The sequence below is a fragment of the Ruegeria sp. N11 genome (assembly GCF_056531525.1).
This window is the reverse complement of sequence record NZ_JBQFLX010000024.1, coordinates 1-17,521: the sequence shown is the minus strand read 5'-3', so window position 1 is coordinate 17,521 and position 17,521 is coordinate 1. Positions and strand designations below refer to the sequence as shown.

Below are 17,521 nucleotides of genomic sequence, written 5' to 3'. Positions count from 1 at the left end.
ACAAAATGACCCGGGTGGTTCCAGCCACCCGGGTTCTTTCGTTTTTGGATCGCTTGAATTCCAGTAGATGCCGGATCAACCTGAACTTCGGGGCAGGTTGAATGCCTGTTTAAGTCGTATCTCCAGCCGGGTGCGCCGGTGGTCTTCGAATTCGCTGCAAACATGGCTTGGCTGGCTGAGAAACAGCCAGTCCTTGAGCAGGCGTCCGCGAATGCAGAAATCCAGAATGTCCATAATGATTGGATGGCGGTACTGGCGGAAGAACATGTCCTTGTTTCGTTTCAGGATGCCGCTGCGATCCACATCTGACGGCTGACTGTCGCGGAATATGTCGGCCTTCAGGAAGTCGACGATGTCGTATACGGCCAGCTTTTCGCGTGCCTCGGTGAAATCCAGCCCGATGGTTTTCCCTTGCCCCATGATCAGGTTGAGACCGTGAAAATCGCCATGCGCGAACACCTGAATATCCGGCGCCCCTTTCAGGCGCGCGGCCTCGGCCAGCATCGTGTTGATCATTCGCTGACTTGTGCCGGCAAGATTGGCGGGCAGGTTTTCCGACAGGTCCCGGATGCTGTCGGTCATCCATTTGGGCCGGAACCCATAGTCTTTTGGCGGGCGAAACCCGTGCAGATCGTTCAGCCTTGCTCCGGCGCGGCGATAGACCTGGGCGACCTGATCGTTGTCGGGGCTGTTGTAGATCAGATCGACGGCGGTGGGGCGTTTGATGTATTCGGTGACCATGAAGTCACCTGCGGAGGAGAGGTAGATCGGACGCACAACCTGCGACGTCTTCTTGTCGTCGAAGTATTCGGCAAGCTGACAGAGTAAATTATACTCCTTGCGCAGCCGGTCGGTTATGGGGGCTTGGGTGTTGGCCTTCGGCGCGTACATCGCCCCTTGGGTTTCAAGCTTGAGAACAAGCCGTGTTTCGGGGAAATCATGAGACCGGTAGATACAGGAATGTTCGCGGATGGGGTCGATCGTACCGCTTCGGGAAAGCTGATGCAGATATTGGGATGTCCGGTCGCGCTCTTGTTGAGAAAGGATCAGCATTTTAAGGACGCGCGCCAGTTCGGATCGGGATCGGGGCCATAGACTTTGACAGGACCGCAGCGCGTCCTTGGTGTCAATGAGTGGTTGGCGCGATTTATCCGTGTCAGAACCGATGACGCCACAGCCCGCGAAACCCGTTTTTCGTGCAATTTACCTCTTGGAAACCGAGCGTGTCTGCCCTAAGTAAGGCTACGAAGTAAAGCGTGCGATTCGTCGTGCGCTTTATTTTGTTTCGTCCAAGACGGTGGGTGGGGCCATACGGTTCCTTAATTCCCTGCCTGAGACGGGTAAGACCAAAGAATTCTGAGGGTCCCACCCTCGGGCGAGTTTTGGCCAATCCCGTAACAACGGACCTGAACGCCGGGGCGCAAGCCGCGGCAAATATGAGCCGGGATGTCTGACATCCCTAACTTGGAGAGAACTGTGGATAGAGCCCAGAAAGAGAAAGTGGTCGAGGAACTCGGCCAAATCTTCGAAAGCTCTGGCGTCGTAGTGGTTTCGCACTACGCCGGTCTGACAGTTGCCGAGATGCAGGACCTTCGCGCACGTGCTCGTGACGCGGGTGGCTCCGTGCGTGTTGCCAAGAACAGGCTCGCCAAAATCGCCCTTGAGGGTAAGCCGTGTGCAAGCATGGCCGACCTGCTGACAGGGATGACCGTTCTGACCTATTCCGAGGACCCCGTGGCAGCAGCCAAGGTGGCCGAGGACTTCGCCAAGGATAACAAGAATTTTGAAATCCTCGGCGGTGCAATGGGCGAGAACGCTCTGGACCGCAAAGGCGTTGAAGCCGTTTCGAAAATGCCGTCGCGTGAGGAGCTTATTGCTTCGATCGTGGGCTGCATTGGCGCACCTGCTTCGAACATCGCCGGCGCGATTGGCGCACCTGCAAGCAACATCGCAAGCATCCTTTCCACCATCGAAGAGAAGGCGGAAGCTGCGTAAGCGGTTGGCACTGAATGATCTGCGTGGGGCATTTGCCCTGACGTTGGAACACACACTGTAAAACGGAAAGAGCTAATACAATGGCTGATCTGAAAGCACTCGCAGAAAGCATCGTGGGTCTGACCCTGCTGGAAGCACAAGAACTGAAAACCATCCTCAAAGACGAGTACGGCATCGAGCCCGCAGCAGGCGGCGCAGTTGTCATGGCAGCTGGTGGCGACGCCGCCGGTGGCGCAGCTGAGGAAGAAAAAACCGAATTCGACGTCGTTCTGAAGAACGCCGGCGCTTCGAAAATCAACGTGATCAAAGAAGTTCGCGGCATCACCGGTCTGGGCCTGAAAGAAGCCAAGGAACTGGTCGAAGCCGGCGGCAAGATCAAAGAAGGCGTGTCGAAAGACGAAGCCGAGGAAGTCAAAGGCAAGCTGGAAGCAGCTGGCGCAGAGGTCGAACTGGCCTAAGCCCTTTGTCTGGTGCGTCGCTGATGCGCCTGAAAATTTGGCTGGGTCCGGAGAAATCCGGGTCCAGCCGAACCTGTCTTAGAAAGGGCCTCATGGGTTGGGGCGTTTTCTAAGACACGGTTTTCGGATCGGGAGGCCGCCTTCGGGACGGTGGCCATGAATTGATCCGGACGTGTCGTCTCGAATGTGCAAGATGCCGGGGCCCGACGGTGTCTTTGCCCGCTGAGAACATCGAAAGGTGACATCTGACATGGCTCAAACGTTCCTTGGCCAGAAACGTCTTCGTAAATATTACGGCAAAATCCGCGAAGTGCTGGAGATGCCGAACCTCATTGAGGTCCAGAAATCTTCTTATGATCTTTTCTTGCGCTCCGGCGATGCAGAACAGCCCACAGACGGCGAAGGCATCAAAGGTGTGTTCCAGTCGGTTTTCCCGATCAAGGATTTCAACGAAACCTCCGTTCTGGAGTTCGTGAAATACGATCTGGAAAAACCCAAATACGACGTCGAAGAGTGCATGCAGCGCGACATGACCTACAGCGCTCCGCTGAAGGTAACCCTGCGCCTGATCGTGTTTGATGTCGACGAGGACACTGGCGCCAAGTCGGTCAAGGACATCAAGGAACAGGACGTGTTCATGGGCGACATGCCCCTGATGACGCCGAACGGGACCTTCATCGTGAACGGTACCGAGCGTGTGATCGTGTCCCAGATGCACCGTTCGCCCGGTGTGTTCTTCGACCATGACAAGGGCAAGACCCACTCCTCGGGCAAGCTTCTGTTTGCCTGCCGCATCATCCCGTATCGCGGCAGCTGGCTGGACTTCGAGTTCGACGCCAAGGACATCGTGTTCGCCCGTATCGACCGCCGTCGCAAACTGCCTGTGACAACCCTGCTGTATGCGCTGGGTCTGGATCAGGAAGCGATCATGGACGCGTATTACAACACCGTGTCCTATAAGCTGGACAAGAAAAAGGGCTGGATCGCGCCGTTCTTCCCCGAGCGTGTACGTGGCACCCGTCCGACCTATGACCTGATCGACGCGAAATCCGGTGAGGTGATTGCCGAAGCGGGCAAGAAGGTCACGCCGCGCGCGGTCAAGAAACTGATTGACGAGGGCGCCGTCACCGACCTGCTGGTTCCCTTCGATCATATCGTTGGCAAATTCGTCGCCAAGGACATCATCAACGAAGAAACCGGTGCGATCTATGTCGAAGCCGGTGATGAACTGACCCTGGAATACGACAAGGACGGCGACCTGATTGGCGGTACCGTCAAGGAACTGCTGGATGCGGGCTTCAAAGACATCCCGGTTCTGGACATCGACAACGTCAACGTCGGCCCCTACATGCGCAACACTATGGCGCAGGACAAGAACATGGGTCGCGAAAGCGCGCTTATGGACATTTACCGTGTCATGCGCCCGGGCGAGCCGCCCACCGTCGAAGCTGCGTCGGCACTATTCGACACCCTGTTCTTCGACAGCGAGCGTTATGACCTGTCCGCCGTTGGCCGTGTGAAGATGAACATGCGTCTGGCACTGGACGCGCCGGACACCCTGCGCACCCTGCGCCGCGAAGATATCGTGGCCTGCATCAAGGCGCTGGTTGAACTGCGTGACGGCAAGGGCGACGTGGACGATATCGACCACCTCGGCAACCGTCGTGTGCGTTCGGTCGGCGAACTGATGGAAAACCAGTACCGCGTCGGTCTGCTGCGCATGGAGCGCGCGATCAAAGAGCGTATGTCGTCGGTCGAGATTGACACCGTCATGCCGCAAGACCTGATCAACGCGAAACCGGCTGCGGCTGCTGTTCGTGAATTCTTCGGCTCGTCGCAGCTGTCGCAGTTCATGGACCAGACCAACCCGCTGTCGGAAGTCACCCACAAACGCCGTCTCTCGGCGCTTGGCCCCGGTGGTCTGACGCGTGAGCGTGCGGGCTTTGAGGTTCGTGACGTACACCCGACCCACTATGGCCGGATGTGCCCGATTGAAACGCCGGAAGGTCCGAACATCGGTCTGATCAACTCGCTGGCCACCTTCGCCCGCGTGAACAAGTATGGCTTCATCGAAACACCGTACCGCGTCGTCAAAGACGCCGAGGTGACCGATGAGGTTCACTACATGTCTGCGACCGAGGAAATGCGTCACACCGTGGCGCAGGCGAACGCGACGCTGGATGAGAACGGCAAGTTCATCAACGATCTGGTTTCGACCCGTCAGGCCGGTGACTACACGCTTGCTCCGCGCGAGAATGTGGACCTGATCGACGTGTCGCCGAAGCAGCTGGTCTCGGTCGCTGCATCGCTGATCCCGTTCCTTGAAAATGACGACGCCAACCGCGCTCTGATGGGCTCGAACATGCAACGTCAGGCGGTTCCGCTGCTGCGGGCCGAGGCGCCGCTGGTCGGTACCGGGATCGAGGAAAAGGTTGCGATCGACTCGGGTGCTGCGATCCAGGCGAAGCGCGCCGGTATCATCGACCAGGTCGATGCCCAGCGTATCGTGATCCGTGCTACCGAGGATCTGGAACTGGGCGACGCTGGCGTTGACATCTATCGTCTGCGCAAATTCCAGCGTTCGAACCAGAACACCTGCATCAACCAGCGTCCGCTGATCAAGGTGGGTGACACCGTCCAGAAGGGCGAGGTCATTGCCGATGGTCCGTCGACCGATATGGGTGAACTGGCCCTTGGTAAGAACGTGGTCGTCGCGTTCATGCCGTGGAACGGTTACAACTACGAAGACTCGATCCTGATCTCGGAACGTATCGCGCGTGATGACGTCTTTACCTCGGTCCATATCGAGGAGTTTGAAGTCGCCGCCCGTGACACCAAGCTGGGCCCGGAAGAGATCACCCGCGACATCCCGAACGTCGGTGAAGAAGCGCTGCGCAACCTCGACGAGGCGGGCATCGTTTACATCGGTGCGGATGTTGAGCCGGGCGATATTCTGGTTGGCAAGATCACTCCGAAGGGCGAAAGCCCGATGACCCCGGAAGAAAAGCTGCTGCGCGCCATCTTTGGTGAGAAAGCATCTGACGTGCGCGACACCTCGCTGCGCGTGAAGCCGGGCGATTACGGTACGGTCGTTGAGGTCCGCGTCTTCAACCGTCACGGTGTCGAGAAAGACGAACGTGCGCTGCAGATCGAGCGTGAGGAAGTCGAACGTCTGGCCCGTGACCGGGACGACGAGCTGGCGATCCTTGACCGAAACATCTATGCGCGTCTGCAGGGCCTGATCCTGGGTAAAACCGCTGTCAAAGGCCCGAAAGGCGTCAAGCCAGGCTCGGCGATCACCGAGGATCTGCTGGAAACCCTGACCCGTGGTCAGTGGTGGCAGCTGGCGCTGGAAGGCGAGCAGGACGCACAAATCGTTGAGGCTCTGAACGAGCAGTACGAAGTGCAAAAGCGTGCTCTGGACGCCCGTTTCGAGGATAAGGTCGAAAAGGTCCGTCGTGGCGATGACCTGCCGCCGGGTGTGATGAAGATGGTCAAAGTCTTCATTGCCGTGAAGCGTAAGCTTCAGCCGGGCGATAAGATGGCCGGTCGTCACGGGAACAAGGGTGTGATCTCCAAGGTTGTTCCGATGGAAGACATGCCGTTCCTGGCCGATGGTACGCCGGTTGACTTCTGTCTGAACCCGCTGGGCGTGCCTTCGCGTATGAACGTTGGTCAGATCCTTGAAACCCATATGGGTTGGGCCGCGCGCGGTCTGGGTCTGAACATCGACGACGCTCTGGGTGAATACCGCCGTTCCGGCGATCTGACCCCGGTGCGTGAAGCGATGAAGCTGGCCTATGGCGAGAATGTCTACGAGGAAGGCATCACCGGTCTGGACGAGGATGGTCTGATCGAGGCTGCGGGCAACGTGACCCGCGGTGTTCCGATCGCAACCCCGGTCTTCGACGGTGCCAAAGAGGCTGACGTCAACGACGCGCTAGTGCGTGCGGGCTTCTCGGAAAGCGGTCAGTCGGTTCTGTTCGACGGTCGCACCGGTGAGCAATTTGCACGTCCGGTGACCGTGGGCATTAAGTACCTGCTGAAACTGCATCACCTTGTGGACGACAAAATCCACGCGCGTTCGACCGGGCCGTACAGCCTGGTTACCCAGCAGCCGCTGGGTGGTAAGGCGCAGTTCGGTGGTCAGCGCTTTGGTGAGATGGAGGTCTGGGCTCTGGAAGCTTACGGCGCCGCCTACACCCTGCAGGAGATGCTCACCGTGAAATCGGATGACGTCGCCGGCCGGACCAAGGTCTATGAGTCGATCGTCAAGGGCGAGGATAACTTTGAAGCGGGCGTACCGGAATCGTTCAACGTTCTGGTGAAAGAAGTTCGTGGCCTCGGCCTGAATATGGAACTCCTGGATGCGGAGGTTGAGGAGTAAGGGCGCTGCCCCTTCTCCCGTCCCCCCTTCCGCAAGATTTGAGGTAACAAATGAACCAGGAAATCACCAACAACCCGTTCAACCCGCTGACGCCCCCGAAGGTTTTCGACGAGATCAAGGTCTCGTTGGCGTCGCCCGAGCGGATCCTGTCTTGGTCCTATGGCGAGATCAAGAAACCCGAAACCATCAACTACCGGACGTTCAAGCCCGAGCGTGACGGTCTGTTCTGCGCGCGTATCTTTGGCCCGATCAAAGATTACGAATGTCTGTGCGGCAAATATAAGCGGATGAAGTATCGCGGCGTTGTCTGCGAGAAATGCGGTGTGGAAGTCACCCTGCAGAAAGTCCGCCGCGAGCGTATGGGTCATATCGAACTGGCCGCACCCGTCGCACATATCTGGTTCCTGAAATCGCTGCCGTCCCGCATTGGTCTGATGCTGGACATGACGCTGCGCGATCTGGAACGCGTTCTGTACTTTGAAAACTACGTCGTCATCGAGCCCGGTCTGACCGACCTGACCTACGGCCAGATGCTGACTGAAGAAGAGTACATGGATGCGCAGGATGCCTATGGCATGGACGCGTTCACCGCGAATATCGGTGCCGAAGCCATTCGTGAGATGCTGGCCCAGATCGATCTGGAAGCCGAAGCCGAGCAGCTGCGCGCTGATCTGGCTGAAGCAACCGGCGAATTGAAGCCCAAGAAGATCATCAAACGTCTGAAGGTTGTTGAATCTTTCCTCGAGTCGGGTAACCGCCCCGAGTGGATGGTCATGACCGTGATCCCGGTCATCCCGCCGGAATTGCGTCCGCTGGTTCCGCTGGATGGTGGCCGCTTTGCGACTTCGGATCTGAATGACCTGTATCGCCGCGTCATCAACCGGAACAACCGTCTGAAGCGTCTGATCGAACTGCGTGCACCTGACATCATCGTCCGCAACGAAAAGCGGATGCTGCAGGAATCCGTTGATGCTCTGTTCGACAACGGCCGTCGTGGTCGCGTGATCACCGGCGCCAACAAGCGTCCGCTGAAATCGCTGTCGGACATGCTGAAAGGTAAGCAGGGCCGCTTCCGTCAGAACCTTCTGGGTAAGCGCGTCGACTTCTCAGGCCGTTCAGTCATTGTGACTGGCCCGGAACTCAAGCTGCACCAGTGTGGTCTGCCCAAGAAGATGGCGCTGGAACTGTTCAAGCCGTTCATCTACTCGCGCCTTGAAGCCAAGGGTCTGTCTTCGACCGTGAAACAGGCGAAGAAACTGGTCGAGAAAGAGCGTCCCGAAGTGTGGGATATCCTCGACGAAGTGATCCGCGAACACCCTGTCATGCTGAACCGTGCGCCGACGCTGCACCGTCTTGGCATTCAGGCGTTCGAGCCGGTCCTGATCGAAGGTAAAGCCATCCAGCTTCACCCGCTGGTCTGTTCGGCCTTTAACGCCGACTTCGACGGTGACCAGATGGCGGTTCACGTTCCGCTGAGCCTTGAGGCCCAGCTGGAAGCCCGTGTTCTGATGATGTCGACGAACAACGTTCTGTCGCCTGCAAACGGCGCACCGATCATCGTTCCGTCGCAGGACATGATCCTAGGTCTCTACTATGTGACTCTGGAACGCGAAGGCATGCCGGGCGAAGGCAAGGTCTTTGGTTCGATCGACGAGGTTCAGCATGCGCTGGACGCGGGTGAAGTGCATCTGCACTCGAAAATCACCGCGCGGATCACGCAGATCGACGACGAGGGCAACGAAGTTCAGAAGCGCTATGAAACCACACCGGGCCGTCTGCGTCTGGGTGCCTTGCTGCCGATGAACAACAAAGCGCCGTTCGAGCTGGTCAACCGCCTGCTACGGAAGAAAGAAGTGCAGCAGGTGATCGACACCGTCTACCGTTACTGCGGTCAGAAAGAGTCGGTCATTTTCTGTGACCAGATCATGTCGATGGGCTTCAAGGAAGCGTTCAAGGCGGGCATCTCGTTTGGCAAGGACGACATGGTCATTCCGAACGACAAGTGGGGCATCGTTGATGACACCCGCAACCAGGTGAAAGACTTTGAACAGCAGTACATGGACGGCCTGATCACTCAGGGCGAAAAGTACAACAAGGTTGTCGATGCCTGGTCGAAGTGTAACGACCGCGTCACCGAGGCGATGATGAGCACCATCTCGGACGTCGCCAAGGCCGAAGACGGGTCGGACATGGAGCCGAACTCGGTCTACATGATGGCCCACTCGGGCGCGCGTGGCTCGGTCACTCAGATGAAACAACTGGGCGGTATGCGCGGCCTGATGGCCAAGCCGAACGGTGACATCATCGAGACGCCGATCATCTCGAACTTCAAGGAAGGTCTGACCGTTCTTGAATACTTCAACTCGACCCACGGTGCCCGTAAGGGTCTGTCGGATACCGCTCTGAAGACGGCGAACTCGGGTTACCTGACCCGTCGTCTGGTGGACGTGGCGCAGGACTGCATCGTGCGCGAGATCGATTGCGGCACCGACCGCGCGATCACTGCCGAAGCAGCCGTCAACGATGGTGAGGTTGTCGCCTCGCTGGCCGAGCGTATTCTGGGCCGAGTGGCTGCTGACGACATCCTGCGTCCGGGTACGGACGAAGTGATCGTGGCTGCTGGTCAGCTGATCGATGAACGCATGGCCGACACCATTGATGAGGCCGGCGTTCAGTCGACCCGCATCCGCTCGCCTCTGACCTGTGAGTCCGAGGAAGGCGTTTGTGCTACCTGCTATGGTCGTGACCTGGCGCGCGGCACCATGGTGAACACTGGCGAAGCTGTCGGCATCATCGCTGCCCAGTCCATCGGTGAACCCGGTACGCAGCTGACGATGCGGACCTTCCACATCGGTGGTGTTGCGCAAGGTGGCCAGCAGTCGTTCCAGGAAGCAAACCAGGAAGGTGTTGTCACATTTGAGAACCCGCAGATTCTGATCAATGCCGCAGGTGAAAGCCTGGTCATGGGCCGGAACATGAAGCTGGTGATCAACGACGAACATGGCGAAGAGCGTGCCAGCTTCAAACTGGGCTACGGTTCGAAGCTGTTCGTCAAGGACGGCACCAAGGTGGCCCGTGGCGACAAACTGTTCGAGTGGGACCCGTACACCCTGCCGATCATCGCCGAGAAAGCCGGTACCGCGAAATACGTCGATCTGGTTTCGGGCCTTGCCGTCCGCGACGAGACCGACGAAGCAACCGGCATGACCCAGAAGATCGTGATCGACTGGCGCGCGGCCCCCAAAGGCAGCGACCTCAAGCCCGAGATCATTCTGGTCGGTGAAGATGGCGAGCCGGTCCGCAACGATGCGGGCAACCCGGTTCACTATCCGATGTCGGTGGATGCGATCCTGTCGGTCGAAGACGGTCAGAAGATCGAAGCCGGTGACGTCGTTGCGCGTATCCCGCGTGAAGGCGCCAAGACCAAGGACATCACCGGTGGTCTGCCGCGTGTGGCCGAACTGTTCGAAGCCCGTCGTCCGAAAGATCACGCGATCATCGCAGAAGCCGATGGTTACGTGCGCTTTGGACGCGACTACAAGAACAAGCGCCGCATCAGCATCGAACCGGCTGATGAGTCACTGGAACCGATCGAGTACATGGTGCCCAAGGGCAAGCACATCCCGGTTGTGGAAGGTGACTTCGTCCAGAAAGGTGACTACATCATGGACGGTAACCCGGCACCGCATGACATCCTGTCCATCATGGGTGTCGAAGCACTGGCGAACTACATGATCGACGAAGTGCAGGACGTTTACCGTCTGCAGGGCGTGAAGATCAACGACAAGCACATCGAGGTTATCGTGCGCCAGATGCTGCAGAAGTGGGAGATCCTGGATTCAGGCGACACCACCCTGCTGAAGGGCGAGCATGTCGACAAGCAGGAGTTCGACGCGGCGAACGAGAAGACTATCGCCCGCGGTGGTCGTCCGGCACAGGGCGAGCCGATCCTCTTGGGGATCACCAAGGCCTCGCTGCAGACGCGTTCGTTCATCTCGGCGGCGTCGTTCCAGGAAACCACCCGCGTGCTGACCGAAGCCTCGGTTCAGGGCAAGAAGGACAAGCTGGTTGGCCTGAAAGAGAACGTCATCGTCGGCCGCCTGATCCCGGCCGGTACAGGTGGAGCCACCCAGGCAGTGCGTCAGGTTGCCCAGTCGCGCGACAACGTCGTGATCGAAGCCCGCCGGGAAGAGGCCGAAGCGGCCGCTGCCCTGGCTGCGCCGATGATCGACGACGACATGGTTGGCGACGAGCTGGACGTGCTGGTGGAAACACCGGAAAGCCGCGAGTGAGCGCCATAAAATGCTAAAGATCAGGCCCCGCGAAATCGCGGGGCCTTTTTTTTGTGAGGCCACCACCGCCATTTTCTTAAGACTCAAGAACGCGTCGGGCTTTGGCGCTGGCAAAATTTTTCTAAGTTTTGGGTGGTCTTGCAGATATTCTATAAGGCCGCGCTGCAATGTGGTAAGCTTAAGACTTGATGCTGGGGGCGAAAATGCTCAAGTTTGACCGGGAAACGGCCAAGATACTGGACGTTGCCTATCAGGGTGCCGACATTATTCGAAGAAGACGGGCTTCTTTTGATGCTCTCAATCCAAGTCCGGGCGAGACCATCTTGGATATTGGTTGCGGAAATGGACTGCTGACCGCAGAGCTCGCGCGCGCAGTTGGCCCGTCAGGTCGGATCGTGGGCGTAGATCCAAGTAAAGATATGCTGGCGGTCGGAAAGAACAGATGCCTGGATTACTCCTGCGTTGAGTTTCTTGAAGGTGTTGCCGGCGATCTGCCACTAGCGGATGAATTCTCTGATAAAGCTGTTTCTGTTCAAGTATTTGAGTATGTTGAAGATATAGGGGCGGCCTTCGGCGAGGCGATGCGTTGCCTCAAACCTGCAGGGCGGTTTGTGATCAGCGATCTTCATTTCGGCAGTCTCATTTGGTTCAGCGATGAACCGGAAAGAATGCAGCTTGTGCTTTCCATCTGGAACGAACACTTCGCCAGTGGAACAGTTCCGGAACGACTGCCAGCCCTAATCAGGGAAAGCGGGCATAGTGTGGAGGATGTCGTATCGATCACGATGACGGATCACCAGTTAAAGCCGGATGGGATTGCTATCATGATGATGCATCTCATGAAACAATTTGTAGTGAACAGCGCAAAAATTGAGTCAGCTGTCGCACAAGCTTGGTTCGACGAACAAGTCAGACTTGCGGAGCAGGGTCGCTTTTTCTTTTCGGTTACGCAGTTTGTTGTCGTGGCGCGGAAATCAAGCTGAACCGTGAAATTGAGTGCGAGCGCGCGCGGTCGTCGCATGAACACAAACGTCGATAAGCGGGCTCCAACTTTGGGCTGTAATCAATTGGTGTGTTTTTCAAGCCTCTGCGGGGGCATGCTGAACCCTGGTTGCCAACGCAGCCCGATGACCTTTCGCCGTCACTGGTATGAGTTGACAAAACTGGTCCCAATAGCGCCAATGCTTCGATTGATTTGAGACCGGGCCTGATTGAAATGACCCCAAACCTAAAAGGCGCCTTGCTGATGATGGGCAGCATGGCCGCGTTTACCGTGAATGACACGCTGGTGAAGGTGGCGCTTGATGATTTGCCGCTGTTTCAACTGGTTGCGTTGCGCGGGTTGCTGGCATCGTGTCTGGTGTTCATTCTCGCCCGGCATCTTGGGGCGTTGCACCTGAATTTCTCGCACCATGACAAGTGGCTGGTCGCGCTGCGCTGTCTCAGCGAATTGTCGGCAACGTTCTTTTTCCTGACAGCGCTGAAGCATATGCCGCTGGCGAATGTCACTGCCGTGCTGCAGGCGCTTCCGCTGACGGTCACCCTTGGAGCCGCGCTTTTCTTTTCCGAGCATATCGGCTGGCGGCGAATTACCGCGATCGCCATGGGCTTTGCTGGAATGTTGCTGATCGTCCGTCCCGGCCCGGACGGGTTCAGTATCTATGCGCTTTATGCGCTGATCGCTGTTGCCTCGGTCACGGCGCGCGATCTGATCACGCGGCGTATGTCGGCAGATGTGCCGTCGATGGTTGTGACACTGGCGACATCGTTTTCGATAACGACCGCGGCTGCGGTTGCTTCGGTCGTTGAAGGATGGGTGCCTGTCACGGCCGGCTCTGGCCTGCTGGTTGCATCGGCCGCCGTGTTTGTTCTGATGGGTTATTTGTTGAGCGTCATGGTGATGCGGGTTGGTGAGGTCGGATTTGTCGCGCCCTTCCGGTATTCCAGCCTGCTCTGGGCCCTGGGCTTGGGGTGGACCGTTTTCGGCGACTGGCCGGATGCCGTGACGATGCTTGGCGCAGCTCTGGTCGTGGGTGCGGGCCTGTTCACACTGTTCCGCGAGCGGTCGCATCAACCGGCGGAGTGAACCCGCCGAACGACGTTTTGGTCAATGGCAAATCGCGCAATGAACTCGCCTTCCTGCTCGGGGCTTAGGTCTGACAGACCGGCCTTGCTGTTGCGGGTCTGGGGCGAGTCGTTGAACTGATTCAGTGAACGCACCCACATGGGCGCGTCCGGATAGCTGACAACGGGCATGCGCCGAGCGATCTTGTTGTGGGCGAAATTCATGATCGTCAGCGGGCAACCGCCCTGAACGTGCATTCCCAAACCGGCGGTGACGAGATCGCTGTATACATTCAACGCCCGAATACCTGTCGCATCCATGCGGGCCAGAAATCCGTTGTTGAAATCAATGCCGACCGCAGGGTTGTTTTCAAAAAGTCCCCGGCAATCCTGCGCTGCAAGACGAAGGCGTTCGACGAAGTCGACGGAAACGGCGTCATCGTCATCATGGCGAAACTGCAGGCAGGGTTGGTCCGGGTCCTGACGTGCAGCGTTCAGGATATCCTGCATGACCCTGCGATGTCGGGCAGGCTTTCTTTCGATGATCCGGACCTGACGAATGTTGGCCGTCAGGTCTTGCAGCCGGTCACGGGCCTGTGTGGGCATGCAGTCCCCGATCACGATCAGAAGCTGGAAATCTTCATCGGTCTGCTCGTGAAAACAAGGCAGGGTGCTGGATTCGAACAGCCTGAACCGTTCTTCCAGCCGCCTGGGACTGTAAAGATGACGCCGCCTGTCCTCCACGGTCTCGTGTTCGATCTGAAAACCGCCGAGGGCTGGATAGGAAAAGCGGCACAGGCCGATGACTTGCATTGAATGTCCGGAAGCTAGGGTCTTGCCGGGACTATGCCGCTGCATTAGGTGCATCGCAAGCGGCAGACCGCTCCTTTGTCGCGGCCGCGAAAGCCGGTTGGACAGGGCACTGTTGACACTTGGGCCGACTCCCCCTATTACGCGCGTCATCTCGGTACCGGGGGCCGCCCCATAACCGATTTCAGTAATGAACTGGTCAAGGCCCGGACAATTTTGCAGTTCGCGCCCTCTGATAACAAACCGCGACGTTCACCTCGGAATGGGAACGCTCGCGGGTTTTGCGCTTGTGGACGCATGAGTGCAGCAAGTTTAACCGCACGCAACCGCGTGCATGTCATGTGTGTTGCAAAACGGGGAAGAAACCGGAATGCCAACTATTCAACAGCTGATCCGCAAGCCGCGGCAGCCGAAAGTAAAACGCTCGAAGTCCATGCACCTGGAGCAGTGCCCGCAGAAACGCGGCGTCTGCACACGTGTTTACACCACCACACCGAAGAAGCCGAACTCGGCTATGCGTAAGGTTGCCAAGGTGCGCCTGACCAACGGGTTCGAGGTCATCTCGTACATCCCCGGTGAAAGCCACAACCTGCAGGAACACTCGGTTGTTCTGATCCGTGGCGGCCGTGTGAAAGACCTTCCCGGTGTGCGTTACCACATCCTGCGCGGTGTTCTGGATACTCAGGGCGTCAAAGATCGTAAGCAACGCCGTTCGAAATACGGCGCGAAGCGTCCCAAGTAAGAAGGAGAGGCTGATATGTCACGTCGTCACGCCGCCGAAAAACGCGAAGTCCTGCCTGACGCCAAATTTGGCGACAAGGTACTGACCAAATTCATGAACAACCTGATGATCGACGGCAAGAAGTCGGTCGCAGAGCGCATCGTTTACAACGCATTTGACCGCGTTGAGAACAAGATCAAGCGCGCCCCGGTCGAAGTGTTCCACGAAGCGCTCGACAACATCAAACCGTCGGTCGAGGTTCGCTCGCGCCGGGTTGGTGGTGCAACCTATCAGGTTCCGGTCGAAGTGCGCCCCGAGCGCCGCGAAGCTCTGGCCATCCGCTGGCTGATCACCGCCGCCCGTGGCCGCAATGAAAACACCATGGAAGAGCGCCTTGCAGGCGAGCTGCTGGACGCCGTTCAGTCCCGCGGTACTGCCGTCAAGAAACGCGAAGACACCCACAAGATGGCCGAGGCGAACAAAGCCTTCAGCCATTACCGTTGGTAATCCCAGAGGCTTATCCAAATGGCACGCGAATATCCGCTCGAACTATACCGCAACTTCGGTATCATGGCGCACATCGACGCAGGTAAGACCACCTGCTCGGAGCGTATCCTGTATTACACTGGTAAATCCCACAACATCGGTGAGGTGCACGATGGTGCAGCCACCATGGACTGGATGGAGCAGGAGCAGGAACGCGGCATCACCATCACTTCGGCTGCGACCACTACCTTTTGGGAGCGCACCGAGGACGGTCAGACCGCCGATACCCCCAAGCACCGCCTGAACATCATCGACACCCCCGGCCACGTTGACTTCACAATCGAAGTTGAACGCTCGCTGGCGGTTCTCGACGGTGCCGTCTGCGTTCTGGACGCAAACGCCGGTGTTGAGCCCCAGACCGAAACCGTGTGGCGTCAGGCAGACCGCTACAAGGTTCCGCGTATGGTTTTCGTCAACAAGATGGACAAGATCGGCGCAGACTTCTTCAACTGCGTTCGCATGATCGAAGACCGCACCGGCGCACGCGCTGTTCCGGTTGGTATTCCGATTGGCGCCGAGTCCGAACTGGAAGGCCTGATCGATCTGGTCACCATGGAAGAGTGGCTGTGGCAGGGTGAAGACCTTGGCGCAAGCTGGGTCAAGGCCCCGATCCGTGACAGCCTGAAAGACATGGCCGATGAATGGCGCGGCAAGATGATCGAAGCGGCCGTCGAAGAAGACGACGACGCGATGATGGCCTACCTGGAAGGCGAAGAGCCCGACGTTCCGACCCTGCGCAAACTGCTGCGCAAGGGCACGCTGGCGCTGCACTTCGTTCCGGTTCTGGGCGGTTCGGCGTTCAAGAACAAAGGCGTTCAGCCGCTGCTCAACGCTGTGATCGATTATCTGCCCAGCCCGCTGGACGTTGTCGATTACATGGGCTTCAAACCCGGTGACGAGGAAGAAGTTCGTAACATCGCACGTCGTGCCGACGACAACATGGCCTTCTCGGGCCTGGCGTTCAAAATCATGAACGACCCCTTCGTCGGTTCGCTGACCTTCACCCGGATCTATTCGGGTGTCATGAACAAGGGCGACTCGATCCTGAACTCGACCAAAGGCAAAAAAGAGCGCATCGGTCGTATGATGATGATGCACTCGAACAACCGGGAAGAGATCGAAGAAGCGTTTGCAGGCGACATCATCGCGCTGGCGGGTCTGAAAGACACCACCACCGGTGACACCCTGTGTGACGCGAAGGATCCGGTGGTTCTGGAAACCATGACCTTCCCCGATCCGGTAATCGAGATCGCGGTCGAGCCCAAAACCAAGGGCGACCAAGAGAAGATGTCCCAGGGTCTGGCCCGTCTGGCCGCCGAAGACCCGTCCTTCCGCGTGGAAACCGACCTGGAATCGGGTCAGACCATCATGAAGGGCATGGGCGAACTTCACCTGGACATCCTGGTGGACCGCCTGAAGCGCGAGTTCAAGGTCGAGGCGAACATCGGTGCGCCGCAGGTGGCTTACCGTGAAACCATCTCGATGCCTGTCGAGCACACCTACACCCACAAGAAACAGTCGGGTGGTTCGGGTCAGTTCGCGGAAGTCAAGCTGGAGATCCAGCCCACTGAGGCGGGCGAAGGCTATTCGTTCGAAAGCCGCATCGTTGGTGGTGCCGTTCCGAAGGAATACATCCCCGGCGTTGAAAAAGGCATCAACTCGGTCATGGACAGCGGCCCGCTGGCTGGCTTCCCCGTGATCGACTTCAAGGTTGCCCTGCTGGACGGTAAGTTCCACGACGTTGACTCGAGCGTTCTGGCGTTCGAAATCGCATCGCGGATGTGTATGCGTGAAGGCATGCGCAAAGCCGGCGCGAAACTGCTGGAACCGATCATGAAGGTCGAAGTGATCACCCCGGAAGAATACACCGGCGGTATCATCGGTGACCTGACCTCGCGTCGTGGCCAGGTGTCTGGACAAGAGCCGCGCGGCAACGCAATCGCGATCGACGCGTTTGTTCCGCTGGCGAACATGTTCGGCTACATCAACACCCTGCGTTCGATGTCGTCGGGCCGTGCCCAGTTCACCATGCAGTTCGACCACTACGATCCGGTTCCGCAAAACATCTCGGACGAGATCCAGGCGAAATACGCATAAGCGAAGATTTGAGGGAGCTCGGGTAACGGGCTCCCTTCATTACCGAAAAAGGAGGCCATCATGGCAAAGGAAAAGTTTGAGCGTACAAAACCGCACGTCAACATCGGCACGATTGGGCACGTTGACCACGGCAAGACGACGCTGACGGCGG

Annotated in this window: 12 protein-coding genes; 10 read left to right on the top strand and 2 right to left on the bottom strand. The window is 58.0% G+C overall.

Features of this window, described 5'->3' with window-relative positions:
* Nucleotides 1-75: 75 nt before the first annotated feature.
* Complete coding sequence (locus tag ACR0J8_RS20585) at nt 76-1,053, bottom strand: phosphotransferase family protein (protein ID WP_480526876.1); 978 nt, start codon at nt 1,051-1,053, stop codon at nt 76-78.
* Nucleotides 1,054-1,476: 423 nt separating this feature from the next.
* Between ACR0J8_RS20585 and rplJ the strand changes: the two genes are divergently transcribed.
* From rplJ to ACR0J8_RS20555, 6 genes are all read left to right on the top strand, one after another.
* The gene (gene rplJ, locus ACR0J8_RS20580; protein ID WP_170613569.1) at nt 1,477-1,995 is read left to right on the top strand and encodes a 50S ribosomal protein L10; all 519 of its coding nucleotides are present in this window, start codon (nt 1,477-1,479) and stop codon (nt 1,993-1,995) included.
* A gap of 80 nt (nt 1,996-2,075) precedes the next feature.
* Complete coding sequence (gene rplL, locus ACR0J8_RS20575) at nt 2,076-2,453, top strand: 50S ribosomal protein L7/L12 (RefSeq protein WP_170613567.1); 378 nt, start codon at nt 2,076-2,078, stop codon at nt 2,451-2,453.
* A gap of 250 nt (nt 2,454-2,703) precedes the next feature.
* Complete coding sequence (rpoB, locus tag ACR0J8_RS20570; RefSeq protein ID WP_480526878.1) at nt 2,704-6,840, top strand: DNA-directed RNA polymerase subunit beta; 4,137 nt, start codon at nt 2,704-2,706, stop codon at nt 6,838-6,840.
* A 50-nt stretch (nt 6,841-6,890) separates the two neighbouring features.
* Nucleotides 6,891-11,132, top strand: a complete 4,242-nt coding sequence (gene rpoC, locus ACR0J8_RS20565; RefSeq protein WP_170678407.1) for a DNA-directed RNA polymerase subunit beta' — start codon at nt 6,891-6,893, stop codon at nt 11,130-11,132.
* A gap of 203 nt (nt 11,133-11,335) precedes the next feature.
* A complete protein-coding gene (locus tag ACR0J8_RS20560) occupies nt 11,336-12,115 on the top strand; it encodes a methyltransferase domain-containing protein (RefSeq protein WP_480526880.1) in 780 nt (259 codons plus the stop codon).
* A gap of 233 nt (nt 12,116-12,348) precedes the next feature.
* Nucleotides 12,349-13,218 (top strand): DMT family transporter, encoded by an 870-nt coding sequence (locus tag ACR0J8_RS20555; protein ID WP_480526882.1) that lies wholly within the window; start codon nt 12,349-12,351, stop codon nt 13,216-13,218.
* Here the strand turns inward: ACR0J8_RS20555 and ACR0J8_RS20550 are convergent.
* Entirely contained in the window at nt 13,203-14,009 is an 807-nt protein-coding gene (locus ACR0J8_RS20550) for a putative rhamnosyl transferase (protein WP_480526884.1), read from the bottom strand. The two genes, ACR0J8_RS20555 and ACR0J8_RS20550, sit on opposite strands and share 16 nt — an antisense overlap.
* Nucleotides 14,010-14,376: 367 nt before the next feature.
* On the opposite strand from ACR0J8_RS20550, the gene rpsL reads away from it, so the two are divergent.
* The 4 genes from rpsL to ACR0J8_RS20530 all read left to right on the top strand — a co-directional run.
* Entirely contained in the window at nt 14,377-14,748 is a 372-nt protein-coding gene (gene rpsL, locus ACR0J8_RS20545; protein WP_005621086.1) for a 30S ribosomal protein S12, read from the top strand.
* A gap of 15 nt (nt 14,749-14,763) precedes the next feature.
* Nucleotides 14,764-15,234, top strand: a complete 471-nt coding sequence (rpsG, locus tag ACR0J8_RS20540; RefSeq protein ID WP_039529242.1) for a 30S ribosomal protein S7 — start codon at nt 14,764-14,766, stop codon at nt 15,232-15,234.
* Between the two features lie 18 nt (nt 15,235-15,252).
* Entirely contained in the window at nt 15,253-17,370 is a 2,118-nt protein-coding gene (gene fusA, locus ACR0J8_RS20535; RefSeq protein ID WP_480526885.1) for an elongation factor G, read from the top strand.
* Between the two features lie 60 nt (nt 17,371-17,430).
* Nucleotides 17,431-17,521: GTP-binding protein (locus tag ACR0J8_RS20530; protein ID WP_215675807.1), on the top strand; the 91-nt coding region annotated here is incomplete at its 3' end.